This is a genomic window from Salinirubellus litoreus, from assembly GCF_037335815.1.
In the GTDB taxonomy this organism is placed as follows: Archaea; Halobacteriota; Halobacteria; order Halobacteriales; family Haloarculaceae; genus Salinirubellus; species Salinirubellus litoreus.
On the sequence record NZ_CP147841.1, the window covers coordinates 3,083,326 to 3,105,972 of the forward strand.

Here is a 22,647-nt window from a genome sequence, read left to right on the forward strand (position 1 = left end):
GCCAGGCCTAACGCTTCCGGGTCGGGGGAGGGAGTTCCCGAACGGCCGGGGTTCAGCCGACCGGCCGCGGGCCGTGCGGAAGTGTCCCCATCCGCTCGGCGAGCGCCTCGGAGAGGGCGAACACGGCCGCCTCGTGCTCCGCCTTCCCGCGGTGGATCGACGCCGGGCTAACGCCCATCGCGTCGTACTCGGGAGTGGGTATCGGCTCGCCGGTCCGCTCCTCGTGGAAGTCGCGGAGACAGACCAGCAGGCCGTGGACGTAGACGAGTTCTCGCTTTCTCATTCGGTCCGTAACTACGCGCCGTAGGCGTAAATGAGTGTCTCCGGATGGGTGGGACGCCGGTCCAGTCGGCCAGTTCACACCCTCGCGTTCGTGACACTGACCGATACAGTCAGAAGGGTTTTGTCCGCAGTGTCCGGGTCGTGTTCATGCCTGGCGAGCCGGTCGACCGCGAGGGGGAGCGCAGCACCGAGCCCTCGCGGGCGTTCCTCCGGGAGTACTGGGACTGGGTCGCCGTCGCCCTGTTCCTCCTCGTGACGGTCGACATGCTGACGACGATGTTCGCCGCCGCGACACTCGGAGCCGAAGCCGAGGCGAACCCGCTGATGCGCTGGGCGCTGAGACGGGGGACCCCGACGCTCGTAGTGGTGAACGTGATCGTGGTCGTTCTCGCGACCGTGTTCTTCTACGGCCTGCGCGAGATGCTCGGCCGAACGCCCGACCGGTACCGCCGATCGTTCTCGCTGCTCGTCGAGGCGTGGCTCGGGCTGCTGGTGGTCGTCGGCCTGGGCGTGTTCGCGAACAACCTCTCGGTGGTCGTCCTCGGTGCCTCGTTCGTCTGAGGCCGGCCTCCGACGATCCGGATGGGACCGTCTCCGGCCGGAGGGCTTAGTACGCTCGAACGCCTAGCGTGTCATGGCGTGCCAGACGGATCCGTCGATCACCTTGGGTAGGGAGAGAGCGATCCTGTCACTCGCACGCCCTCTTCGCTACGCCTTTTCGCCGTCCCACCCGCTCCGACAGTCGTCGTCGCAGAAGTGGACGCTCCTCACCGTGTCGCCCTCGACCCACGTGAGGACCCGGTGACCGACCCCGTACAGCACCGGCTCCCCACAGGTCCCACACCGCGGCGCGTCCTCCTCCGTCACGTCCTCGCCGAGATCCGACGTCGGGTCCACCATCAGAGCCGACGTTCAGGGTCGAGCCACTTAGCCGCTCCCGTTCCGCGACCCGCCTGCCGTCCGCTACTCGCTACACGCCGGTCACTCCGAACGCTCGTAGCCGGAGCCGAACATCCCCGCCGACGTCGGTGCCGGGTCGCCGGGCGTCAGGTTGTAGTTCGAGAAGTCCTCGACGCCCGCCTCGCGGAGGAACTCCTCGTCGTAGAGGGCGTTGCCCGTGAACTCCGCGGGGTCACGGCGGAGTACTTCGAGGACGGTGTCGGAGACGATCTCGGGTGTACGCCAGTCGTCCTCGGTTCCGAGTCCGAAGTAGCGCGTCGCCCGGGTGTCGATGGCCGTCACCGGCCAGAAGGTGTTACAGCCCACGTCGTGTGACGCGAGTTCGCCGGCCAGCGAGAGGGTGACGAACGTCATCCCCATCTTCGACCAGGCGTACGGAGCCTGTCCTGGGCTCCGATCGGTCGCTATCGGGGGCGCGTTCGTGAGTATCCACGACTCCTCGACGCCCTTCAGGTGGTCGGCGAACGCCCGCGAGGTGAGGTACGTCCCGCGGACGTTCACGTCGGTCAGGAGGTCGAACCGGTTCGGCGGGAGGTCCTCGACGGTGGCCAGCTGGATGGCGCTGGCGTTGTTGATCACGATGTTCACCTCGCCGAAGCGGTCGATGGCCTCCTCGGCCGCGGCCCGGACGTTCTCCTCGTCGCGGACGTTCAGCCGGACGGCGAGGGCCTCGGCACCACGGTCCTCGACCTCCCAGGCCGTCTGCTCGATCGTCCCCTCGAGGTCGCGCTCCTCGCCGTAGTCGTCCTCCTCGGTGGTCTTGCCGGTCGAGACGACGTTACAGCCCTGCTCCGCGAGCGCCAGGGCGATGGCCTTCCCGATGCCGCGGGTCGTCCCGGTGACGAACGCGGTCTTCCCGGCGAGATCCGGCTTCTCGAGACTCATGGGTGCCGTTCGAGGGGCCGCGGTAAAGTTCCGTCCCCCTCCCAGACGCCGCGTCCCGGCTCGCTACCGGTCGCGGTCGACGCGCTCGCCGGGGAGCGTGGTCGCGCCCGCCGAGAGCACCACGCCGGGATCGAGGCTGGTGTTGACGCCGGTCTTCGCGTTCGGGCCGACGACGACCCCGTACTTCCGTCGGTTGGTCGAGACGCGCTCGCCCTTCACCGTCGTCCGGACCGGTTCGCCGTCGTGGCGGAGGTTCGCCACCTGCGTCCCGGCCCCGAGGTTCACGTCGGGACCGAGGAGGCTGTCGCCGACGTAGCTGAGGTGTGGGACCGTCGCTCCGGACATGAGGACGCTGTTCTTCACCTCGACGGCGTGTCCGACGTGGGCGTCCTCGCCGAGTAGCGTCGCTCCGCGGACGTACGAGTTCGGCCCGATATCCGCACCCTCCCGGACTAGCGCCGGACCCTCGACGACCACGCCGGCTTCGACGACGGCACCGTCCTCGACGACCACCGGACCGCGGATCTCGGCGCTCTCGTGGACCTCGCCCTCGATCCGGTGGTCGAGTTCGGAGAGCTTCCACTCGTTGGCCTCCAGCAGCTCCCAGGGCCGGCCGACGTCCATCCAGCGGTCGAGTTCGACGGCGGTCACGTCGAACGCCTCGACGGCGCGGGCGAGCACGTCCGTGATCTCGAACTCGCCCCGCTCGGACCGCTCGACGTCCAGCCACTCGACCGCCTCGGCGGGGAAGGCGTACGCCCCCGCGTTCGCCAGATCCGAGGGCGGGTCGTCGGGTTTCTCGACGACGGCCGTCACCCGTTCCCCGTCCGTCGAGAGGACGCCGTAGTTCGTCGGATACGCGACCCGATAACCCGCAACGGCCGGGGCCGACTCGAACAGCGACTCGACCCCCTCCGGGTCGTAGAGGTTGTCGCCGTTCAGGACCACGAAGGGGCCGTCGAGGTGATCCCCGGCGGCCCCGACCGCGTGGGCCGTCCCGAGCTGTTCCTCCTGGACCGCGTACGAGATGGGGACGTCGCGGTAGCTCTCGCCGAAGTACTCCCGCACCGCGTCGGCCTCGTAGCCGACGACGAGGATCAGCTCGGTAGCTCCGGCGTCGACCGCCGCGTCGGCGGTGTGGGTCGCGAGCGGCCGGTCTGCGACCGGGAGCATCGGCTTCGGGACCGTCTCGGTCAGCGGTCGCATCCGGGTTCCCTCCCCGGCTGCGAGGACTACCGTCTGCATACCCGGGGGACAGGCCAGCCGGTCAAAGGACTACCGGAGCAGGGTCGGCCGCGAGCGAACAGGCGACGGTCGACTCGGGGGTCGGGATGGATGTCCGCAGGGAGTCGTCGCGCTCGGAGTCGCGGCCCGCCCCGGTCGGCGCTCGCACGCCGCGCACTCCCCGCGGTCGACGGTCAGGTCACGCCGGTCGGTGGTCCCGCTATCGCACTTGGACCTCCGGTTGTTCCGGGGTGCTTTTCTCCGGCGCAGCCCCAACCGACCGGTATGAACGTTGGTCTCACCGTGCTGGCCTTCCTGACCGGGGCCCTCGCTGGAGGGCTGTTCGCCTTCCTGGAGATCCCCGTCCCCGCCCCGCCGACGCTCAGCGGTATCCTCGGTATCGTCGGGATCTACGTCGGGTTCAAGCTCGTCCAGTTCTCGGGGACGAGCTACGACCTCCTCTCCGCGCTCGGGCTCTCGTGATCGTCCGAAGTCCAGTCCGGAACCGATCCAGAGGACGGTGACTGGTAACACCGTCAGTCGTCCGGGGTATCGCCGTCGGCTCCCCCAGTACCTCGAACCCCGGCCGCTGGTTCACGGACGCTGACATCCCGGTCCGCCATCGATCGCACGTCCCGGGAGAGGACGTTCCCGGGTTCGGTGGCCGAGGACGGCCTGGAACTGGGGGTGCTCGACCACCGCCCCCCGACTAGCCACCCCAGCAGGACCAGCCCCTGCACCACGAACAGGTTCGTCACCAGGAAGAACAGCGCTTCCTCGATCGGGAGCCCGACGAGGGTGAGGCCGGTCGTGTACCGCTCCGAGATCACCCAGATCCCGAGTTCGATGGCCACACGGTCGGCCGTCCAGAGGTAGACGCTCGGGACGAGCACGCCGAGCGCGACCGGGCGACGGAGCGCCCACAGGACGGGCCAGCCGAACCCCCACTGGAGGGCGAGGACCGGCCCCGCCCAGGCGACGATCGCCCCGAGGTAGAACGTCGGTTCGCGAGCCAGCAGCGCCACCCCGACGGCAGTCACCGCCAGGCCGCCCGCGACCCCCAGCACGCGCTCACGCCGCGTGACGTCGGTCGGCGTCTCCCCGAGCGGAGTCGGCAGCAGCGCGAGCCACAGCGCCGCGACGACCGGCTGGAGCGCCATGAAGAGGTACTCCTCGACCGGGGCGTGCCAGACCGTCGCCACGACGCGCCCCTCTCCGTACCACCAGACCCCCCGCGTGATGAGGTAGTTGTCCCACGGGACGGTGTAGACCAGCGCGACGACGACGAGGACACCGGTCCCAGCCCACCGGGCCCCGGGGGTGAGCAGTGTCCGACGCCCGTACCGCCGGACGGCGATCCCCAGGAGGACGAGCACCGGGACGAGGAAAACGAGGTGGAACTGGAGGTAGGTGAGTGTCATGGGGCGGTGTGGGCCGGGGACCGGATCGGTTCGGGACGCCCCGGCCGGGGATCCCGATTCGGTCGTTCTGTCGTTCGATCGATTCGGTCGGATCGCTCGGGTCGGCCCGTGCCGTCCCGATCAGTCGGCCGAACTCCGCGGGGTGGCCTCGGCGGTCTCGGCGGTCCGCACCTGGGCCGCCGCCTCGTCGAGCACGGAGTGGCTCCGCAGCAGGACGATCCCGAACCCGACCTTCGCGGTCAGGTCGAGCACCATGAACGCGGCCGTCTCCCAGTACAGCGGGAGGATACCGATGGTCCCCTCGGTGCCGAGGATCCAGACGATGGGGTAGGCCACCCACAGCACGATCAGCATGTTCCGGAGGGTCTTGGTGAGGCTCCGGACCCGCTCGGACTGCTGGGTCGCGGCCTCCGAGAGGGCCTTCACGAGGAAGTACAGCAGGAACACCAGCGCGGCGCAGCTGATGCCCCACCAGACGATGCGGATCGCGGGGCTCGACGTCACGAGCGCGCCCACGAGGCCGGTCACGATCATGAACACGTCGAGACCGACCAGCGTGTAGATGGTGTTACGGCTCGCGCCCGCGAGCAGCGCGAGGTCGAGCAGCAGGAGCGGCGTCGTGAACAGCCAGTCGGCGTACCTCGCCCAGTAGATGTCCAGCGTCGCGTTGCCGAGTGTCACCTCCGTCAGTCCGAACCCCGTCGCCATCGCGAAGTACGCCGCGCTCGCGATCGCGGTGATGAAGATGGTGATGATGTAGAACCGCTGCTGTTCGGGGTCCTTCACCGACCACCCACGCGCGACGAACGCGAGCGTTCCGAGCGTCATCCCTATCGTCCCGATCCACAGCCAGATCGACTCCGGGCCTGGTTGTGCCATTGCGTCCTCGAATACGGACTGGGAGGGTATAACGAACAGACCCTACAGGTTGGGATCGAGAGGCAGATAATGAACGCACTACCGAACTAGTTGGGTGCGCTCTCGAACTCCGGGTCGAGGACCGCCCCGACGAGCTTTCGCTGTGCGGCCCTGAGGTGCTGGTGGAACGTCGAGCGCGACACGTCCATCGTCGCCGCGAGTTCGTCGCCCGAGACCGCGTGCGGCCACTCGAAGAACCCGGCGAGGTAGGCCGTCCGGAGCGCCGTCTCCTGGCGCTCGGTCAGCCGCTCCGTGAGCGAGTCGAGGAACCCCGCGCGCGTACTCGGGAGCCGTTCCCGCTCGCGTGAGCCGAGCAGCTCGACCGCCGAATAGGTCCCCTGCAGGGAGGTGAACAGCGACCGGGCGGCGGGTCGGTCCGCGACCTCGACGACGAGTTCGAGCGACTCGCCGTCGGCCTCCAGCCGGCGGATGCTCCCCCCGGCGTCGGCGACGTGCGTGAGGAGCGTCCCGCTCGGACAGCGGAGTTCGTAGAGCCCCGTCCCCTCGTGGACGGCGATCCGGTCGATTCGGTGGATATCGGCGAGCTCCGCGGCGGCGGGTTCGATCCCCTCGCCGTCGGGATCGACCGTCACGAAGGCGATGACCGACCCGTCGTCGCGGTAGATCGACCCCTCGTATCCGACCCTGCAGTCGGCCTCGGCCGCGAGGCCGAGGAGCCCGATCGAGGGGTCCTCGATGCCGATCTCGAGTTCGACGATCCCGCTCCCGAGGAGGACGCGCCGGCTCTCGAACGCGCTGACCGCGGCCCCGACGGCCCGCCCCACGAGCGAGAGCACGGCCTCCTCGGTCTCGTCGAGGGCGTCGGCGTCCTCCGCGTAGACGTTCAACACGCCGTAGAGCGTCTCGCGGTGGGCGATGGGGATGGCGGCCATCGCCCGGAAGGACTCGGCGAGGCCGCTCGATCCGGGGTGGAGGTCGGCGGCCGTCTCCCCGCGGGCGATCTGGACCCGCCGGGTGCTCGCGGCACGGGCGGTCGGGTCGGCGGCCTCCGGGTCGTCGGCGTCGATGGTGAGCGACGAGAACGCGTCGGCCTTCGCGCCGGCCCGGACCCGCGGGACGATGACGCTGCTCGCGATGGTGCTGTCGCCGATCCAGGCGGCGGCGTAGGGGGTGGCCTCGACCAGCCGCTCGCAGACCCCGGTCTCGATCTCCTCTCGCGTCTCCGCGCCGACGAGCACCGACGTGACGTCCTGCAGGAGGACCTCGGTACGGTCGATGAGGCGTTCGAGCCGCTCGCTCTCGCGGGAGGCGGCGGTGGCGTACCGCCGGGCGGCGGCCTCGGCGCGCTTGCGGGCCGTGATGTCGGTCTGGAACCCGACGAAGTGGCTGACCTCGCCCGTCTCGTCGTGGATCGGCGCGATGTCGACCCGGTTCCAGAACGAACTCCCGTCCTTCCGGTAGTTGACGAGTTCGACCGACACCGGCTCCTCGGCGGCGATGGCCTCGCGCATCGCGGCGACGGTCTCCGGGTCACTCCCCGTTCCCTGGAGGAACCGACAGTTGCGCCCGAGCGCCTCCGAGCGGTCGTAGCCGGTCATCTCCGTGTAGGACTCGTTCACGTAGACCATCGGGTTGTCCGGGAGGTCCGGGTCGGAGATGGTGATGCCGACGGGTGCCTCGTCGATGGCCCGCTGTTTGAGCTCCTCGTCGATGGCCGCCCGGGAACGATCGCCGGGCTCCTCGCGCCACGCGACGACGCTCCGTAGCCGCGCCGGGAGCCGGTCGTACCGTTCGCCGTCCGCGACGAGCGGGACGCAGTCGGAGGCTCCCGCCGCGAACGCCTCGCCGACGCGGGCGTCCTCGGTCAGCACCACCACCGGAATATCCTCGTCGAACGTGCGGATCTCCCGGAGCAGCGAGAGGTCGTCGCCGTCGTCGGACGAGAGGCTACAGATCACGGCGTCGAACGGCCGCTCGCTCAGCGTCGAGAGCGCCTCCGTCGTACTCCCGGCGGGCTGTACGCGCAGGCCGTCGCCCTCGAGCACCTCGACCACTTCCTCGCGTCGCCCCGCCTCAAGAACGGCGAGGACGCGGACGGTGCCCTCCTGCGTGACGCTCATGCGTTTCAACCGTGCGGAACGATAATTAATGGCACGTCCGGCGACCCCGGGTTCGCGAAGAGCGGGCGGCGAGCGTTCGACCCTCCGCCGAGGCCACCCTGGTCGTGCTACACCCGGGATCGGTGGCATCCGTCGGTCGCCCGTCGGACTCCATCGTACGCTCGCGGTCCACGGAGCTTCCCGCCGCGCGCGTGCGCGGCGCTCGATCCCCGTTTCGACTACGCGAGAAGGTCCCACGTGTGCTGCGTGGGTCGGCCGTTCCCCCTCGAAGACGGGGAGAACAGTCGGTCGATACTCAGTCGTCGGCGGGTGCTTCGGTCCCGGCGAACCCGACCTCCACCTCGCCGGCGTCGAGTTCGGCCTCGACCTCGCGGGCGGCCGCGACCATGTTCTCCATCTTCCGGTAGGCGGCCTTCCGCGGGAGGAGCTTCACGCCGCAGTCCGGCGAGACGGTGAGCCGCTCGGGCGGGACGATCTCGAACCCCTTCTTGATGTTTCGCTTTATTTCCTCGACGGTCTCGACCTCGGCGGAGTGGACGTCGACGACGCCGAGCGCGAGGTCCTTGGTGAACTCCGGCTCGGTGAACACCGGGAGCTGATCGAAGTCGCCGTTGGTCAGTTCGAGGTCGTACTCGTCGACCGGGAAGTCGAGCATCTCCGGGTAGATCCGCGAGTAGTCGCCGTAACAGACGTGCAGGCCCAGGCGGACGTCCTCGGGGATGCCGTCGGCGATCCGTTCGAGCGTCTCGCCGACGATGGCGTGGTCGTCCGGGGTGGTGGCGAGCGCCGGCTCGTCGATCTGGACGTAGCGCGCGCCGGCCTCGACGAGCTTCTCGACCTCGAGGTTCACGAGTTCGGCGAGGTCGTAGGCCAGCTCCTCCTGTGTGTCGTAGGCCTCGTTGAACGACCAGTTCGCAAGCGTGTACGGCCCCGTGATCGGTACCTTCACCGGATGTGAAGCGACCGAGGAGGTGAACTCGAACTCGTCGACCAGCCACGGCTCGTCGTACGCGACCCCGTCGACGACCGAGGGCTTGTCGAAGTAGTTGTGGCCCCAGACCTTGACGGGACCGTTGAACTCGTAGCCCGCGATCCGGTGGGCGAAGTACTCGACCATCTCGTTGCGCCGCATCTCCCCGTCCACGACGACGTCGAGCCCCGACCGCTCGTGTTCCTCGGTGATGAGCCGTGCGGCGTCGTCCTTGGCCTCCCGCCAGTCGTCCTCGTCGAAGTTCTCGCCCTCCTCGTGGCGGTCACGGGCGCGGTTCAGCCAGGTCGGCTTGGGGTAGGAGCCGACGACGGTGGTCAGCAGGAAGTGCTCGTTCGGGTGGTCCGCCGGTCGGAACTGCTCGCGGGTGTCGGTGTTCGTGTTCGGGCTCATGCTTCCACCTCCTCGAGTTCGGCGGCCTCGGCCAGCGCGTCGAGCTTCGCCCCGGCCCTGTTCGTCGGCAGGTAGAACAGCTCGGTGTTGGCGGTCGCGTAAACCGTCTCGAAGCTCTGTGCGGGCACCTGCTCCTGGACCCACTCGATCCGCTCCCGGATCGTCGAGGGTTCCTCGACGAGCGTGTTCTGCCCGTCGACGACTCCCAGCGCGATCGCGTCCTTGGTGCCGTACTCCTGGATGTTGTAGAGGTTCCGCTCGTGGTCGGCGACGAAGTCGAAGCCGACGGCGTCGACGTCGGCGTCCATCAGGTGGGCGTACGGCTTCTCGGGTATCGCCCCCCAGTAGCTGTGGACGACGACCTCCGCGTCGGTCGCGGCGGCCACGGTGTCGACGGCCTCGCTCGCGAGCTCGTCGAGATCCTCGCCCGGCGGCGTCTCGACGAGCGACGGCTCACAGAGGAACAGCGTCTCGTGGTCGGGGAGCGCCTCGACCTCGCCGGCGAGGAACTCCGCGAGCCCGGCGAGGAACTCGGCCTCGTCGCCGTAGTGTTCGTCGGTCGCGAGATCGAACAGCGAGTACGGTCCCGGGAGGGTGGCCTGGAGCGGCGCGTCGGTCAGCGCCGCGGCGGCCTCCAGGTCGGCGGCGGTGTCGCCGTCGAAGCCGAGTTCGCCGGTGACGACCGGCTCGCGGTAGAAGTTGTTATTGTCGTAGTAGCGGACGATACCCCGCGTCTCGACGGCGTCGTGGACGGCCAGCGGGTGGGCGAGCATGTCGTCCCAGCGGGCCTGGCCCTCGACGACGCGGTCGAGGCCGGCCTCGACCTGCCGGGAGACGAGTTCCTCGCGAGTCCGGTCGTACGCGTCGAGGATCTCCTCGTTCTCCTCGCCCGAGACCAGGTCGGACTTCTGGTGGCCCTTCAGGTCCGAGAGCTCGTCCTTGGCCCAGTCGGGCAGGGGGAACAGCCCCGGCGTCGTGGACAGGATGTCGGTCATCGTCCGCGCTACGCCATGACGCCCTTTAATAATTGCTACATCAATTTATGATCAATAGTAATCACGCGTGCTCGCCGCAGAACGGGATGGGGGCCACCGTTTCCGCGTCAGCCCGACGTCGGCCGGAGCGAGAGGACGACCAGCCGCTCGAAGGGGAACGACTCCTCCTCGACCACTCGCGTGGTCAACCCGTTGTTCCGCGCGCGGTCGCGCACGGCGTCGATGCCGGTCAGCGACGAGACCAGCAGCAGCACCCGACCGTCGGGGACGAGCACGCGACGGACGGTGTCCAGAAAGGGCTCGATCACCTCGCGACCGGACTCACCGCCCGAGAGCGCCCGCTCCATCCAGTCGTCGCGCCCGTCCTCCTCGGGGGTCGGGAGGTACGGCGGGTTGAACGTCACCAGGTCGAAGCTCGAATCCCGGAAGGGCGTGACGAGGTCCGCCCGGACGGCCTCTATCCCGACCTCCTGCGCCCGGCGGCAGGCGTGGGGGTTGAGGTCCGAGCCGATCACCCGGGCACCGGTCGTCTCCGCGACGGTGGCCGCGACGTAGCCCGAACCGGTCCCCACGTCGAGGACCAGGTCGTCCCGCTCGGCGCGCATCACCGCCGCCCGGGCGAGGAGGTGTGAGTCCTCGGCGGCCCCGTACACCTCGGTCTCGACCCCGCGGCGCTCGGCGAGGTCCGTCACGTCCCCCCCTCGTTCCCGTCGGATTCGGCCGCCGCCTCGTGGTCGTCGTCGTCCCACCCGCCCCCATCGCCGTCCCCCTGTCCGTCCTCGTTCCCCTGTCCATCCCCGTCTCGCTCGCCCCCCCTTCGGTCGTCAGCACTCGACTCGGCGTCCTCGGCGGGTTGCCCCTCCTCGTCCCCGGCCTCGGGGTCGGGGTCGGTCCCGGAATCGCCCGATGCCTCACGGTGAGCGAGGGGGATTCCCGAGTCCTCGCGGCTCGAAACCGTCCGCTGGGGGAACGGGATCCGGATCCCCTCGCGCTCGAAGGCGGCCTTGACCGCCTCGACCATCGCGTTCTGGGCCTCCCACTTCCGCGAGATCGAGGGCTCGTAGATCCAGAACCGGCAGGTCAGCACGACCGACGAGGAGGCGAACTCCGAGATGACGACGTCGGGGGCCGGATCGTCGAGCAGTTCCTCACAGTCGGCCATCGCCTCCCGGGCGACCTCGGCCGCCTCCCCCGGGTCGGCGTCGTAGTCGACGCCGACGTCGACCTGGACGCGGAGACGGGTGTTGCGCGATCGGTTGATGATCTCGGTCGCGGTCACCTGGTCGTTCGGGACCAGCACGTGCTCGTTGTCGAATGTCCGTATCGCGGTGTTGAACACGGAGACGTCGGTGACGGTCCCCTCCTCCTCGTCGATGACGACCCAGTCGCCGATCTCGAACGGCCGGGCGAACAGGAGGACGAACCCCGCGAGCATCGCGCCGAGCGTCTGCCGGGCGGCGAGACCGACGACCACACCGATCGCCCCGGCACCGATGAGGAAGCTCCCCGGTCGAGCGCCCCAGAGCGCCATCACGAACAGGACCGCCGGGACGAACACGAGTATCTGGACGACGTGGTGGGCGACCTGTCGCTGGTGGGCCGAGATCGCGTCGTGCTGGGCCCGGTGCTGGATGAACCGCTTGGTGATGCGGGTCAGCGTGTACGCGACACCGAAGACGACGAACGAGACGAGCACGAGCGCGGCGTCCTCGCCGTCGACCGCGACGACCGCCAGCGCCGTCCGAAGGTCGCTCTGGAGCCCCCAGACGAGGACGAGCACCCCGGCGGCGACGATACCGACGGCGGTCACGAACAGCGACTGGAGCGCCTCGGCGATGTCGTCGTCGAGACGGCTCCGCAGCCACCCCCCGAGCAGGTAGGCGACACCCATCGAGGCCAGGAACAGCGCGGCGACGGTGACCGAGATGAACACCTGTCCGATCCAGCTCAGGCCCTCGAACGTCGGGACCAGCTGGGCGTTCACGCCCCACCCACCTCCGCGGCGAGCCGGGCGAGCCGGGCGAACTCCGCGGGGCTGACGTCCCCCGCCCGCTTTCCCATCAGCTCCTCGCCCGCGGCCTCGACGACCGCGTCCGGGTCGGAGAGACCGGAGATGTGCGTGGTGTTCCGCACCGCGTTCCGCATCGTCTTGCGCCGCTGGGTGAAACACGCCCGCACGAGGTCCATGAACGCGGCCTCGTCCGGGATCTCGTAGTCGGGGTCTCTCGGCACGCACCGTACCACGGCGCTCTCGACGGCCGGCGGTGGCTCGAACGCCGTCGGCGGGACCGGCTCGACCACCTCGACGTCGGCGTAGTGGCCCGCCGTCACCGACAGCCGGCCGTACTCGGGGGTGCCGGGTGCCGCGGCCATCCGCTCGGCGAACTCGCGCTGGAGCATCAGCACCAGCGGTCGCCGCCGGGGGAGGAGTCGAAAGCAGATCTCCGAGGAGACGCCGTACGGGAGGTTCGAGACGCTCGCGGTGAACCCCGGGAGGTCGACATCGAGGGCGTCGCCCTCGATCACGTCCAGCCGCCCCGCCGAAACCGCCTCGGCGAACTCCTCGCCGAGGAACCCCGCCAGATCCGGGTCGCGCTCGACGACAGTCACCCGGTCGGCGACCGCCAGCAGGCGATCGGTCAGCGCGCCCGTCCCGCCGCCGACCTCCAGGACGTGCGCGAGGTCCGTCCCCTCGGGGAGGTAGCCGGGGAGCCGGTCGAGCACCCGGTCGTCGACGAGGAAGTGCTGGTCCCGGTCGGGGTCGCCCCGCACGCCGGCCCGCCGGAGGAGCGCGGCGGGGTCACGTCGGGCCGTTCGTTCGTCCCTCATTCGCTCCCCGAGCGTATCCGGGCCGCCCGTAAGAAGTTCCCGCTCCGTCCCGACCGTCTCGTACGGACGGTTGTAACGATTTACCGGTGGTCCGCCCGGTCGGATCGGCGATCACCGGTAGAGGACTACAACCGTCCGTATCACTCCGACCGGCGGGCGAAGATGCGGTACTTGAGGTCCTCCTCCCTGATCTCCTCCATGATGCGTTCGACGAGCACCTCCCGTGGGCGGTGGAGGCCGGAGACCCGCTCACCGAGCTCCTCGAACGACTCGAACGGGCCGCGCTTCCGCTCGTCGAGGACGTTGTTCCGGAGCTTCTTCCCGATACCGGGGAGGAGGTTCAGCGCGTGGAGACGGGTCGTGATCGCCTGGGCGTCGTTGTAGAAGTCGACGAACCGGCGTTCGTTCCGGTCGATGATGTCGTCGACGGCGTACTCCAGTTCCGAACGCGCCGCGCTCGTCAGCCCCTCCATCCCCACCGAGCGTACCGACTGGACGTGCTCGTCAGGGGGGTCGACGTCCACGGTGTCGCCGATACCGATGCCGGACTCGTCTTCGAGCGTCAGCTCGTAGAGCCCGAACTCCGCCTCGCCGAGGGCGTACGCGACCGGGGACTTCTTGTAGGCCGGCCTGTCGTCGTCCGGTCGGCCGTTGGGCAGCAGGTCCAGGACGACGGCGGTGACCGACGCTTCGGGTTCCGTCTCACCGTCGCCGTCACCGGTCTCGTCGCGCCGCGACCCGTGTTCGCTCATGTCACGACGGTAGGACTACGGCGTATTAAAACGACTCGTCCACGGGCGGCGGACTCCCGTCGGTCACGTGGACCCGCCGACCCCGCCCTCAGACGTACTTCGCGACCGTGTTGAGTATCTCGTCGAGCTCCTCGCCGTCCAGGGAGTACCGCTGCTGGGCGTACACCGACCGGAGCTCGTCGCGGTCCCGGGGGAGCAGGTCGGCGATCTTGTGGGCGGTCGCCTCGTCGACCTTCTCGAACTCGCGGAGCTCCTCGACGAGCGCGCGGGCCTCCTCGCCCGAGAGCTCGGCGAACCGGTTGACGTGCTCGATGGCCCGCGCCAGCTCGTAGCGCATCTCGCGGTCCTCGTCCAGCGCGCGCTCGGCCTCGATACCCGCGAGGACCTCCTTGGCCTCGGCCGTGGTGAGGTACTCCTGGTCGACGATCTGCTTGAATATCGTCATTCCTCTTGCCGGCGGAGGTGGGCGGGGGCCGCGATGAGCGTCTTCGGCTTGCCGCCGTCCGTGATACGGATCTTGAACGAGCGGCCCTGCTTGCCGATGACCTCGCCGGTGTGGCCGTTGAACCGCGGGTGGAACCGCCCCTTCGGGACGCTCGGGTCGATCCTGAGGTGGACCCGTTCGCCCTCCTCGTACTCCTGGATGGCCCGCTGGGGCGGGGAGGTCCCCCGCTCGCGAGGATCGTTCTTCAGCTTGTTCCGCGTTCCCTGGAGAGGTCCGTTCGAACTCGGCATGGTCTTGAGACTCCTTGTCCGCAGCGCACTATAAAAGGTGCGAAAGGCACCTCGCCACCCACCCAGCCCGTCGACAGCGACCGGGACACGTGGTAGCTCGTTTCATGACAATAGCAAACGATATTTACACCTGCGTCCTTCGGGTCGGCATGACCGTATCGGGTACTGACGAGGAGGTGGGAAACGTATCAGAGCACGGTTACGAGGGAGTCCACGAGCGGCTCATCGAGAACGCTACCGCCACGCGGTGTTCATGCTCTCGCACGACGGGCGGATCGGGACGTGGCCCGCGATGGCCGAGCGGCTCTACGGCTACCGCGAGGAGACGGTCGCGGGCAGGGAGCTCTCGTTCCTCTTCGCCGATCAGAAGGGGGCCGCAACGGCGCTCGCGGGCCTGCTCGACGAGGTGGCCGACGCCGGCGTGGAGACACAGCACTGGCACGAGCGGGCCGACGGGACGGTCTTCTGGGCCACGATCACGATCTCGCCGATCCGGAACGCCACCGGGGGATACACGGTCGTCAGCAAGGACACGACCTCGCAGAAACAGTACGAGCGGATGCTCGAACGCCAGAACGACCGGCTCAAGGAGTTCACGGACATCCTCTCACACGACCTCAGGAGCCCGCTCGCGGTCGTCTCCGGTCGGCTCGATCTCTATCTGGAGACGGGTGATCGGGCCCACATCGACGCCATCGGGACGACCGTCGACCGGATGAGCCGACTCATCGACGACCTGCTCCGGATCGCCCGACAGGGTGCCGTCGTCGAACGGCCCAAACGGACCGACCTCGGGGAGGTCGTCGAGATCGCCTGGGAGGATCCGAGCAACCCCTCCGCCACGTTCGAGTACGAACCGGTCCCGGCGCTCACGGCCGACGCCGACCGCCTGTGCGAGATGTTCGAGAACCTGTTCCGGAACAGCGTGGAACACGGCCGGAGCGACGACGGGACGGTGACCGTCCGCGTCGGCCCGCTCGAGGACGGGTTCTACGTCGAGGACGACGGCCCGGGGGTGCGCGAGGAGCATCTCGGCGAGGTGTTCGACCACGGCTTCACGACGGCCGCCGACGGCTCCGGGTTCGGGCTCTCGGTCGTCCGGACCATCGTGGGGGCCCACGGGTGGGACGTAGACGTGGCCGAGTCGGACTCCGGCGGCGCTCGGTTCGAGGTCACCGGGGTCGAGTTCGTCGGCTGTCAGAAGTGAGACGGCGTCGCGCCTCGAGCCGAAACGGAGCGACCGCTACAGGGAGTGGACTCGAAAGGGGTGGCCGTCCGGCGCGGTCAGATACGGCCGACCTGGTCGACCTTGACGCTCTCGACACCCTCGACCTGCGAGAAGGCCTCCTCGACGGCGTCCGCCCCGCCGGCGTCGTCCGGGATGATCACCGTCGGGAGCAGCGCGACGAGGCCGAACGCCACGTCGTCGCGGTCCACGCGGGAGATCTTCGCGCCCTCGGGGAGGGAGTTCTCGAGTCGGTCCTGAAGCGCGTCCAGGTCGATCTCGGGGCTCTGCGGCATCACCTTGAGTCGTGCAGCTACCTTACCCATACTGTCTCACCTCAGGGCCCCGTGAATCCGCACTCGGGGCACTCGTAGAGGTTGCTCTGCTTGCGGCAGGTCGAACACCGGAAGATCAGGTGCCCGCAGTCGGGGCACTTGAAGCGAGCGGCGTTCGTGCCGGAGATGTTGATGCCGCACGACACGCACTTGCGGGTGCCGCGCTGCTGGCTCTCGCTCATATCCCACGTGAGTCCCGGCCGGCATTTAACCCTTCTCAAACGCCGTCCGAGCAGGAGTTGCGGAACGTTTACGGTCCCGCTCCGAGCGCCGTCCGAATCCGGAGGGAATCGGATGGCGGAGGCGACCGCGTCCGTCCTGGATCGAGCTCCGCGCCCTCGTCGAACGACGCCGTGGTTCTCCGGACTGGTCGAGCGATCAGAACCACTCCGGAAACGGAGCGGAGTTCGCGAGGCGGACGAGGAAACCGAACGCGACCCCGAAGGAGAGCACCGTGACCGCCAGCACCACGGCCCAGTAGGGAAACAGCCCGAGCAGGTCCAGCACCGGTTCGGGGAGGGCGGGAGCCCAGAGAACGAACATCACCGGCGCGTACAGCGTTAGCGCGAGGAAGGCGACGACGGCCACGAGTTCGACGACGACCGTCACGAGTCCCCTGAGCCAGTCGGGGATCATGTTGACGGGGATGCTATCACCCGGTAAGTGCTTTCTGCGGCGAGCGAGAGGACTACGGTCCATCACGCCGACGTGGAATGGCTGGCGCTCTACGATGTCGAGTACTACGTGATGTCGGAGGGTACTGCGAGTCAAGCCCGGCACCGTGATACGGTAGCCCCATCACCCTCGCGTCCCGATCCGGTTCGGATGCGGTGTCTACGATCCCGGAAGGATGTCCCCGAGCGCCGACCCGATCGCCATCGGGAAGAACGCGACCGTGACGTCACAGACGGATACCCAGGGGTCTACGGCCCAGTCGACCCGTCCCCAGGCGGTCATCATCACGATCGCGGTGAACGCCGCGACGACGACCACCCCGAGCAGTTTGCGGGGGATCAGCCCGAACAGGGGGTTCCGAACCCTGACGTCCTGGATGTCGGCCACATAGAGGATACCGACGACGGTCGACAGCGCGAACCCGAGCGTCACCAGGAAGTAGAGCGGGTGCGTGGCGACGTACGCCCCTACCTCGCCGGTTCCGCCCTCGACGAACATCGGGATGCCGAACAGGAGGCTCCCGAGCAGCGCCTCGGCGGCATCCGCCCGGTCGAACCCGCTGACGACCCGGCCGAACGGCCCCCGCTGGGCGGTCAGCACCAGCCGCTTGGTCTCCCGGACCCGCCTGAGCTCCTCGGGGTCGTCGACGACCGCCTCGAGCGCCTCGAGTTCGTCGAAGACGTCGCCCATGTCCGGGGGGTTCGGCCCGGACGCCCGTTCGGGGCCTCCGTTCGTATCCGAGGAGTCCGGAGTCATGCACTCGGGGTCGGGCCCCTTCGATATAAGCCCGGGCGGGTCGCCACGCTCGACGGCCGTCCGCCCCCCGTTTACCCGGACGCCGATGCCGAGGAGGACTGGTCGTCCAGCCACTCCCGGTAGGCGCTCCCGTTCCTGACGTCGACCGTCCCGTCCATCCGGGCGTGACCGGCCCCGCAGAGTTCGGCACAGTAGAGGTCGTACTCGCCGGTCTCGGTCGCGTGTGTCCGAGCGACGGTCTCGTGGCCCGGGAAGACGTCCTGTTTGATGCCGAGTTCGGGGACGTAGAACGAGTGGATCACGTCGGCCGAGGAGAGGGCGAACCGGACGTCCCTGTCGACGGGGAGGACGACCCGCGAGCGCGACGTGACGTTCGCCCCGGGGTAGCGGAACTCCCAGCCCCACTGGTAGGCGAGCACCTCGACCTCGATCTCGTCGGTCGCGTTCCCGGCCCCGGGGTCGGCCGCGCCCGCGGCGGCCGGCGTGAGGTACGGGTTCGACAGCACGAAGAACGCCGAGACGCCGACGAACAGGAGGATGACCCCCGTCGCGGCGGTCCAGGTTATCTCCAGGGCCGGGTCGTCGACCGTCGGCTTCGGGTCGTCGTTGTCCCGGAACCGGTAGACGGCGTAGACGAGCGTGACCTCGACGAACAGCGTGAGCGGGAGGGCGACGTACAGCAGCTGTTCGTTGAGGTCGTCGATGACGGCCCGGTTTATCGACTGGGCGGCGGCGGGGGCGGCGAGCGCCGCGAACAGTCCAACGCCGAGCGCGACCAGCGACAGGCGGGCGAGCCAGCGGGCGGGGCGCATCACCGGCCCTTCCCGACCCGTCGTCATATAGGTTGGCAGGTCGCACCCACCGGCCCACTCCCCGGCCGCTCCCGGTCGCCGCCGAACGCGGGCCGGGATCCAACCGCTCGGTCCAGTGGGTCCCGTGGGTGGCCGGCGTCGGGTGGTCGTCGCGTGAGTTTTATGGGCGTCGGCGGAGCAGTCCGGTTCGATGGGTCCCCGCGTCGTCTGGTTCGTGACCACCGTCCGTTCCGGAGCGCCGCCATGATGAACCGGGCCGTCGTCGAGGGGACCGCCCTCGGCGCGCTTGCGCTCGGCTGTCTCCTGCTGTGGTTCCGCTCCCGCCGGGCCGCCCGTGCGGAGAGCGACGGCGGCTACACGACCCGCGAGGGGCTGTTGCTCGAACTGGGGCGGCTCCGGGCCGAACTCCTCCGGTGGCTGACAACCACGAACCACCGGGAGATCGGCATCCTCTACATCGTCTTCGGAACCGTCGCGGGGCTGTGGGGCGGTGTCGACGCGATGATGCTCCGCACCGAACTGCTCACCCCGCCGGCGGACATCTGGAACCCCGAGACGTACAACGCCCTGTTCACGACCCACGGGCTGACGATGCTGATCTTCTTCGTCCTCCCCGTCTTCTTCGGGATCGGCAACTACGTCCTGCCGCTCCTGATCGGCGCGGACGACATGGCGTTCCCGCGGGTGAACGCCATCGGGTTCTGGCTGCTGCCGCCGGCGCTGCTGCTGGCCCGTCTGGGTCTGCTGGTCCAGGTCGGCGGGCAGGTACTGAGCCTCTTCCTCCCCGAGGACGCCATCCGCTTCTTCCTCACGATCCGGGAGGTGAGCGTCGGCTGGACGCTGTACGCGCCGCTGTCGGTCCAGCAGCCGAACCCGCAGATCGACCTCCTGCTCCTGGGGCTCCACCTCAGCGGCATCGCTACGACGGTCGGCGCGATCAACTTCATCGCCACGGTCGTCTACGAGCGGGCCGACGACGTCACCTGGGCGAACCTGGACATCTTCTCGTGGAACATGCTGGTCACGAGCATGCTCGCGCTGTTCGCGTTCCCCCTGCTCGGGAGCGCGATCGTGATGCTCCTGCTTGATCGCAACTTCGGGACGACGTTCTTCGCCGTCGAGGGCGGCGGCCCGATCCTCTGGCAGCACCTGTTCTGGTTCTGGGGCCACCCGGAGGTGTACATCCTCTTCCTGCCGGCTTCGGGCCTGCTGAGCACGATCCTCCCGAAGTTCGTCGGCCGCAAGCTGTTCGGTTACCGGTTCGTCGTCTACTCGACGCTCGGGATGGGTGTCCTCTCCTTCGGGGTCTGGGCACACCACATGTTCACCACGGGCGTCGACCCGCGCATCCGGGCGTCGTTCATGGCCGTCTCCATCGCCATCGCCGTCCCCAGCGCGATCAAGGTGTTCAACTGGATCGCCACCATGTGGGACGGCGACGTCCGGACGACCGCGCCGTTCCTCCTCTGTATCGGGTCCATCGGGACGTTCATCATCGGAGGCGTCACGGGGGTGTTCCTCGCGGTCATCCCCATCGACATCCTCTACCACGGGACCTACTACGTCGTCGGGCACTTCCACCTCATCGTAGTTGGAATAATCCCGTTCATGATGGTCGCGGCGAGCTACTACTGGTTCCCCCTCATCACCGGCCGGTGGTACGACCGGCGTCTCGCGCGGTTCCAGGCCGTCCTGATGGCCGTCGGATCGAGCGTGACGTTCACGACGCTCCTCGTCATCGGGGGGCAGGGGCTCCCCCGCCGACAGGCGCTCTACCCCCCCGAGTACCAGTTGGCCCAGCAGATCGCCACGGTCGGCGGGTACATCGTGGGGCTGAGCGCGCTCCTCTGGCTCTACAACCTGCTGCGCTCGTACTGGCAGGGCGAGCGGGTCCGGACGACCGACCCGTGGAACCTGAAGGCGACCGAGCAGTTCACCCGCGAGTGGCAGTGGTTCGAGGACCGGATGGTCGCACAGTACGACCTCGCGCCCGCGGAACCGGAGGCGACCCGGCCGTCGTACGCTCCGGAGGGTGACCCCGAGGGACTCACTGGGGGCGTCGGCACCTTCGCGGAGATCGTCTCGCGGAACGCCGGGATGGCCGCCGTCGGCGGGTTCGTCGGGACCGTCCTGATGGTCGGCGGGCTCGGGACCGCGGTGTTCGTCGGGGTGTTCGATCCCGCCTCGTTCGCCGAGATCGCCGAACTCGTCGGGCTGCCGGCGACCCCGCTCGTCGGCGTCGCGCTGTTCCTCGTCGGCGGGACGGTCACCTGGCCGCTGCTGTTCCTCGCGTTCTTCGACTTCCTCCCCGGTCGCCTGCTGTTCGAGACCGGGCTGGTGTTCGCCACGCTCATCTCGACCGGCTTCGCCATCGCGTTCTACACCGGACAGACCGGGCTAGCGCTCGTGGGCTACGTCGGGTTCGTCCTCGTGGCCCACTGGGCGTACGGACTCGGGCTCTCCGTGACGTTCCAGTTCCTCCGGGCCCGCCGCCGGAAGCGCCTCGACGACAACCCCACATGAGCGAGAACGAACGCACCCCCGCTTCGATCCTGTTCACCTACGTCGCCCCCCTTCTCGGGGTCCTGCTGGTCGCCGTCGGCATCGGGGCGGCGGTCCCGGGCGGCTACGCGATCGTCCAGGAGGACATCTCGACCTGTGGCCAACCGACCATCGCCGTGGAGGGTCCCGAGGAGACCGATAGACGCTTCGCCGACCGGACCCCCTCGATCGACCGGCTCCCGTTCGAGGAGCTCTCGACCGCCGAACGGGAGGCGTTCGTCGAGGCCCTCTCCGACCCCGTCGGCGAGGCCCACGTCCGGGGACCGTTTCCGAACCATCGGGCGTTCACGAACGGCACGCTGATCACCTACGAGGGGGAACGCTACTTCTCGACGGTCGTCTCGGAGAACCCCTGTTACGAGGTCGCCCCCCTGCAGTTCCCGCTCGGCGTGTTCGCCATCGGGCTCGGAACGGTCGGGATACTCACCCCCCCGCTGTACCGCCGTCTCGTCCGGCTCGAGGAGGAAGCCGGGTAGCCGAACCTCGGACGACCGACGCGCCTGTGGCGCTGCCGCGTGCGCGGGCGAACCACCGGGACCCGTCGAGGGTACATCCCCGCGATCTGACTCTCCCCAGGCCTACTCGCAGTCGATCTCCGCTCGAGTCGTTCCCATCCGCGTGTTCGAACTGCGATCGAAGGCGGCGAGGACGGCCGTACCGTGCTCGACGCCGTCCCTGGTGTAGGACTCGCCGGGGTCGAGCATCGGCCGGCCGACGACCGCGTTGACGCCCTCGTTATCGATGTCCCGGAGCTGGACTCGCCGATCGGAGACGTTCGTGATCGTGACCCGCGCGCGGTTCGAGACGTCACAGTCGACCGCCACCCGGAACGGCCCGCCGCCGGATCCGTCGTCGTCACACTCGACGATGAACCCGCCGGCCGCCTCAAGGATCTCGTCCATCGACTTGGGTTCGTCGAACGCGGCCGGGAACGGGTCGTCGCCGTTGAGGAAGTTCAGGTACGAGGCGTGTCGGGCCTCCACCGTCGCGATGGTCGCGCCGGCGGTCAGCAGGTCCGCGTTCTCGATCAGGCTGATCGCCCCGTCGTACGCGGAGACGCCCGTGTTCTCCAGAACGGCCGCGATCGCGAGGAACTCGCTCGGGCTCCCGTAGCCGAACTCGTAGCAGGCCTCCCCGACCGGGTCGCCGCCCAGGTCCTCGATGACGCTCGCGAGCGTGTCGACGTGGGTCTTCTCGTGGTCGCGGACGTCGGCGAGGTTGCCCCGGACGTCCCGCCGGACGTGGGCGCTGAACCCCTCCAGGATGTCGGCGCTGACGAACGCCCCCTGATCGAAGCGCCGCAGGCCATCGCGGTAGAAGGCGTACTCGAGGTGTTCGAGCGTGAGCGCGAAGTTCAGCACGTCGACGTCGCTCGTGTCGTCGTCGCCAGCCTCGTGGGCCAGGACCCGGTTCGACCCGCCGATGGCCGCAACGAGCGACCCGCCGCCGACCGCCGCCGCCCCCTTCAGGACGGCCCGACGCGAGGGGAGCGACCCGTCGCGGAGGTAGTCTGCGAGCTTTCCGGCACCGTTCTCCGTCTCACCGTCATGTGTGTTAGACATGCAAACGAGGCAAGGACGTGTCACCACATGATGATTTTCCGAACTTCGACCCCGCCACCGCCGACGTGTCACCGACTCAATACCAAATTCACACCGAATTTCGATCCCTCCCTGCGCGGGCCGGGCGGGTCGAACCGGCCGTACCCGATCCGCGGCCGCGTTCGGTCCCCGGCACAGTCCCTTCGGTCGCTCAGCGTGGCGAGGGGTGTTCACACCACGAACGCGGGTCCTCTCCCGGGGAGCACACGACCCTCTCC

Annotated in this window: 26 protein-coding genes; 5 read left to right on the forward strand and 21 right to left on the reverse strand. The window is 68.9% G+C overall.

The features are described from left to right. Positions 1–52: 52 nt before the first annotated feature. On the reverse strand, positions 53–283 hold the full coding sequence (locus WDJ58_RS15385; RefSeq protein ID WP_338914152.1) for a UPF0058 family protein: 231 nt from the start codon (positions 281–283) through the stop codon (positions 53–55). Positions 284–429: 146 nt separating this feature from the next. On the opposite strand from WDJ58_RS15385, the gene WDJ58_RS15390 reads away from it, so the two are divergent. Next, positions 430–843 (forward strand): DUF5658 family protein, encoded by a 414-nt coding sequence (locus WDJ58_RS15390; RefSeq protein WP_338914153.1) that lies wholly within the window; start codon positions 430–432, stop codon positions 841–843. A 147-nt stretch (positions 844–990) separates the two neighbouring features. Here WDJ58_RS15390 and WDJ58_RS15395 read toward each other — a convergent pair whose 3' ends face one another. From WDJ58_RS15395 to glmU, 3 genes are all read right to left on the reverse strand, one after another. Next, positions 991–1,182, reverse strand: a complete 192-nt coding sequence (locus WDJ58_RS15395) for a DUF7576 family protein (RefSeq protein WP_338914154.1) — start codon at positions 1,180–1,182, stop codon at positions 991–993. Between the two features lie 81 nt (positions 1,183–1,263). Further along, a complete protein-coding gene (locus WDJ58_RS15400; protein WP_338914155.1) occupies positions 1,264–2,127 on the reverse strand; it encodes an SDR family oxidoreductase in 864 nt (287 codons plus the stop codon). Positions 2,128–2,190: 63 nt separating this feature from the next. Beyond that, positions 2,191–3,372, reverse strand: a complete 1,182-nt coding sequence (glmU, locus tag WDJ58_RS15405) for a bifunctional sugar-1-phosphate nucleotidylyltransferase/acetyltransferase (RefSeq protein WP_338914156.1) — start codon at positions 3,370–3,372, stop codon at positions 2,191–2,193. Positions 3,373–3,636: 264 nt separating this feature from the next. Here glmU and WDJ58_RS15410 point away from each other — a divergent pair, with 264 nt between their 5' ends. Then, complete coding sequence (locus WDJ58_RS15410) at positions 3,637–3,834, forward strand: XapX domain-containing protein (protein WP_338914157.1); 198 nt, start codon at positions 3,637–3,639, stop codon at positions 3,832–3,834. Positions 3,835–3,887: 53 nt separating this feature from the next. Here WDJ58_RS15410 and WDJ58_RS15415 read toward each other — a convergent pair whose 3' ends face one another. The 11 genes from WDJ58_RS15415 to WDJ58_RS15465 all read right to left on the reverse strand — a co-directional run bounded on the left by WDJ58_RS15415 (position 3,888) and on the right by WDJ58_RS15465 (position 14,463). After that, the gene (locus WDJ58_RS15415) at positions 3,888–4,772 is read right to left on the reverse strand and encodes a lycopene cyclase domain-containing protein (protein ID WP_338914158.1); all 885 of its coding nucleotides are present in this window, start codon (positions 4,770–4,772) and stop codon (positions 3,888–3,890) included. Between the two features lie 120 nt (positions 4,773–4,892). Next, positions 4,893–5,651 carry a bacteriorhodopsin gene (locus WDJ58_RS15420; protein ID WP_338914159.1) on the reverse strand — a complete coding sequence of 253 codons (759 nt, stop codon included), beginning with the start codon at positions 5,649–5,651 and terminating at the stop codon, positions 4,893–4,895. Between the two features lie 86 nt (positions 5,652–5,737). Then, complete coding sequence (locus WDJ58_RS15425) at positions 5,738–7,771, reverse strand: bacterio-opsin activator domain-containing protein (RefSeq protein ID WP_338914160.1); 2,034 nt, start codon at positions 7,769–7,771, stop codon at positions 5,738–5,740. Positions 7,772–8,066: 295 nt separating this feature from the next. Beyond that, positions 8,067–9,152, reverse strand: a complete 1,086-nt coding sequence (locus WDJ58_RS15430) for a methionine synthase (protein ID WP_338914161.1) — start codon at positions 9,150–9,152, stop codon at positions 8,067–8,069. Further along, entirely contained in the window at positions 9,149–10,147 is a 999-nt protein-coding gene (locus WDJ58_RS15435) for a 5-methyltetrahydropteroyltriglutamate--homocysteine methyltransferase (RefSeq protein WP_338914162.1), read from the reverse strand. The genes WDJ58_RS15430 and WDJ58_RS15435 overlap by 4 nt, the downstream gene beginning before the upstream one ends. A 107-nt stretch (positions 10,148–10,254) precedes the next feature. Beyond that, positions 10,255–10,839, reverse strand: coding sequence for a HemK2/MTQ2 family protein methyltransferase (locus WDJ58_RS15440; protein ID WP_338914163.1), 585 nt, complete (start codon positions 10,837–10,839; stop codon positions 10,255–10,257). Next, on the reverse strand, positions 10,836–12,131 hold the full coding sequence (locus WDJ58_RS15445) for a mechanosensitive ion channel family protein (protein ID WP_338914164.1): 1,296 nt from the start codon (positions 12,129–12,131) through the stop codon (positions 10,836–10,838). Before WDJ58_RS15445 ends, WDJ58_RS15440 begins: the two co-directional genes overlap by 4 nt. Further along, positions 12,128–12,976, reverse strand: coding sequence for a 16S ribosomal RNA methyltransferase A (locus WDJ58_RS15450; RefSeq protein WP_338914166.1), 849 nt, complete (start codon positions 12,974–12,976; stop codon positions 12,128–12,130). The genes WDJ58_RS15445 and WDJ58_RS15450 overlap by 4 nt, the downstream gene beginning before the upstream one ends. Positions 12,977–13,116: 140 nt before the next feature. Beyond that, positions 13,117–13,728 (reverse strand): DUF655 domain-containing protein, encoded by a 612-nt coding sequence (locus WDJ58_RS15455; protein ID WP_338914167.1) that lies wholly within the window; start codon positions 13,726–13,728, stop codon positions 13,117–13,119. A gap of 88 nt (positions 13,729–13,816) precedes the next feature. Next, positions 13,817–14,173: an RNA polymerase Rpb4 family protein gene (locus tag WDJ58_RS15460; protein WP_338914168.1), complete on the reverse strand. Its 357-nt coding sequence runs from the start codon at positions 14,171–14,173 to the stop codon at positions 13,817–13,819. After that, the gene (locus WDJ58_RS15465) at positions 14,170–14,463 is read right to left on the reverse strand and encodes a 50S ribosomal protein L21e (protein WP_338914169.1); all 294 of its coding nucleotides are present in this window, start codon (positions 14,461–14,463) and stop codon (positions 14,170–14,172) included. Before WDJ58_RS15465 ends, WDJ58_RS15460 begins: the two co-directional genes overlap by 4 nt. A 253-nt stretch (positions 14,464–14,716) precedes the next feature. On the opposite strand from WDJ58_RS15465, the gene WDJ58_RS15470 reads away from it, so the two are divergent. After that, a complete protein-coding gene (locus WDJ58_RS15470; protein ID WP_338914170.1) occupies positions 14,717–15,670 on the forward strand; it encodes a two-component system sensor histidine kinase NtrB in 954 nt (317 codons plus the stop codon). Between the two features lie 77 nt (positions 15,671–15,747). On the opposite strand, the gene WDJ58_RS15475 is transcribed toward WDJ58_RS15470, so the two are convergent. From WDJ58_RS15475 to coxB, 5 genes are all read right to left on the reverse strand, one after another. After that, positions 15,748–16,014, reverse strand: coding sequence for an elongation factor 1-beta (locus WDJ58_RS15475; protein WP_338914171.1), 267 nt, complete (start codon positions 16,012–16,014; stop codon positions 15,748–15,750). 11 nt (positions 16,015–16,025) lie between these two features. Continuing rightward, positions 16,026–16,205, reverse strand: a complete 180-nt coding sequence (locus tag WDJ58_RS15480) for an HVO_2753 family zinc finger protein (protein WP_338914172.1) — start codon at positions 16,203–16,205, stop codon at positions 16,026–16,028. 196 nt (positions 16,206–16,401) lie between these two features. Then, entirely contained in the window at positions 16,402–16,659 is a 258-nt protein-coding gene (locus tag WDJ58_RS15485) for a hypothetical protein (protein WP_338914173.1), read from the reverse strand. A 198-nt stretch (positions 16,660–16,857) separates the two neighbouring features. After that, positions 16,858–17,454 carry a DUF2391 domain-containing protein gene (locus WDJ58_RS15490; protein ID WP_380661000.1) on the reverse strand — a complete coding sequence of 199 codons (597 nt, stop codon included), beginning with the start codon at positions 17,452–17,454 and terminating at the stop codon, positions 16,858–16,860. Between the two features lie 71 nt (positions 17,455–17,525). Next, a complete protein-coding gene (gene coxB / locus WDJ58_RS15495) occupies positions 17,526–18,266 on the reverse strand; it encodes a cytochrome c oxidase subunit II (protein WP_338914174.1) in 741 nt (246 codons plus the stop codon). A gap of 243 nt (positions 18,267–18,509) precedes the next feature. On the opposite strand from coxB, the gene WDJ58_RS15500 reads away from it, so the two are divergent. Together WDJ58_RS15500 and WDJ58_RS15505 are read left to right on the forward strand one after the other, a co-directional pair. Further along, entirely contained in the window at positions 18,510–20,789 is a 2,280-nt protein-coding gene (locus WDJ58_RS15500; protein WP_338914175.1) for a DUF6789 family protein, read from the forward strand. Beyond that, complete coding sequence (locus WDJ58_RS15505; protein ID WP_338914176.1) at positions 20,786–21,304, forward strand: hypothetical protein; 519 nt, start codon at positions 20,786–20,788, stop codon at positions 21,302–21,304. Before WDJ58_RS15500 ends, WDJ58_RS15505 begins: the two co-directional genes overlap by 4 nt. Positions 21,305–21,406: 102 nt before the next feature. On the opposite strand, the gene WDJ58_RS15510 is transcribed toward WDJ58_RS15505, so the two are convergent. Then, a complete protein-coding gene (locus tag WDJ58_RS15510) occupies positions 21,407–22,390 on the reverse strand; it encodes a ferritin-like domain-containing protein (RefSeq protein WP_338914177.1) in 984 nt (327 codons plus the stop codon). Between the last annotated feature and the right edge of the window lie 257 nt (positions 22,391–22,647).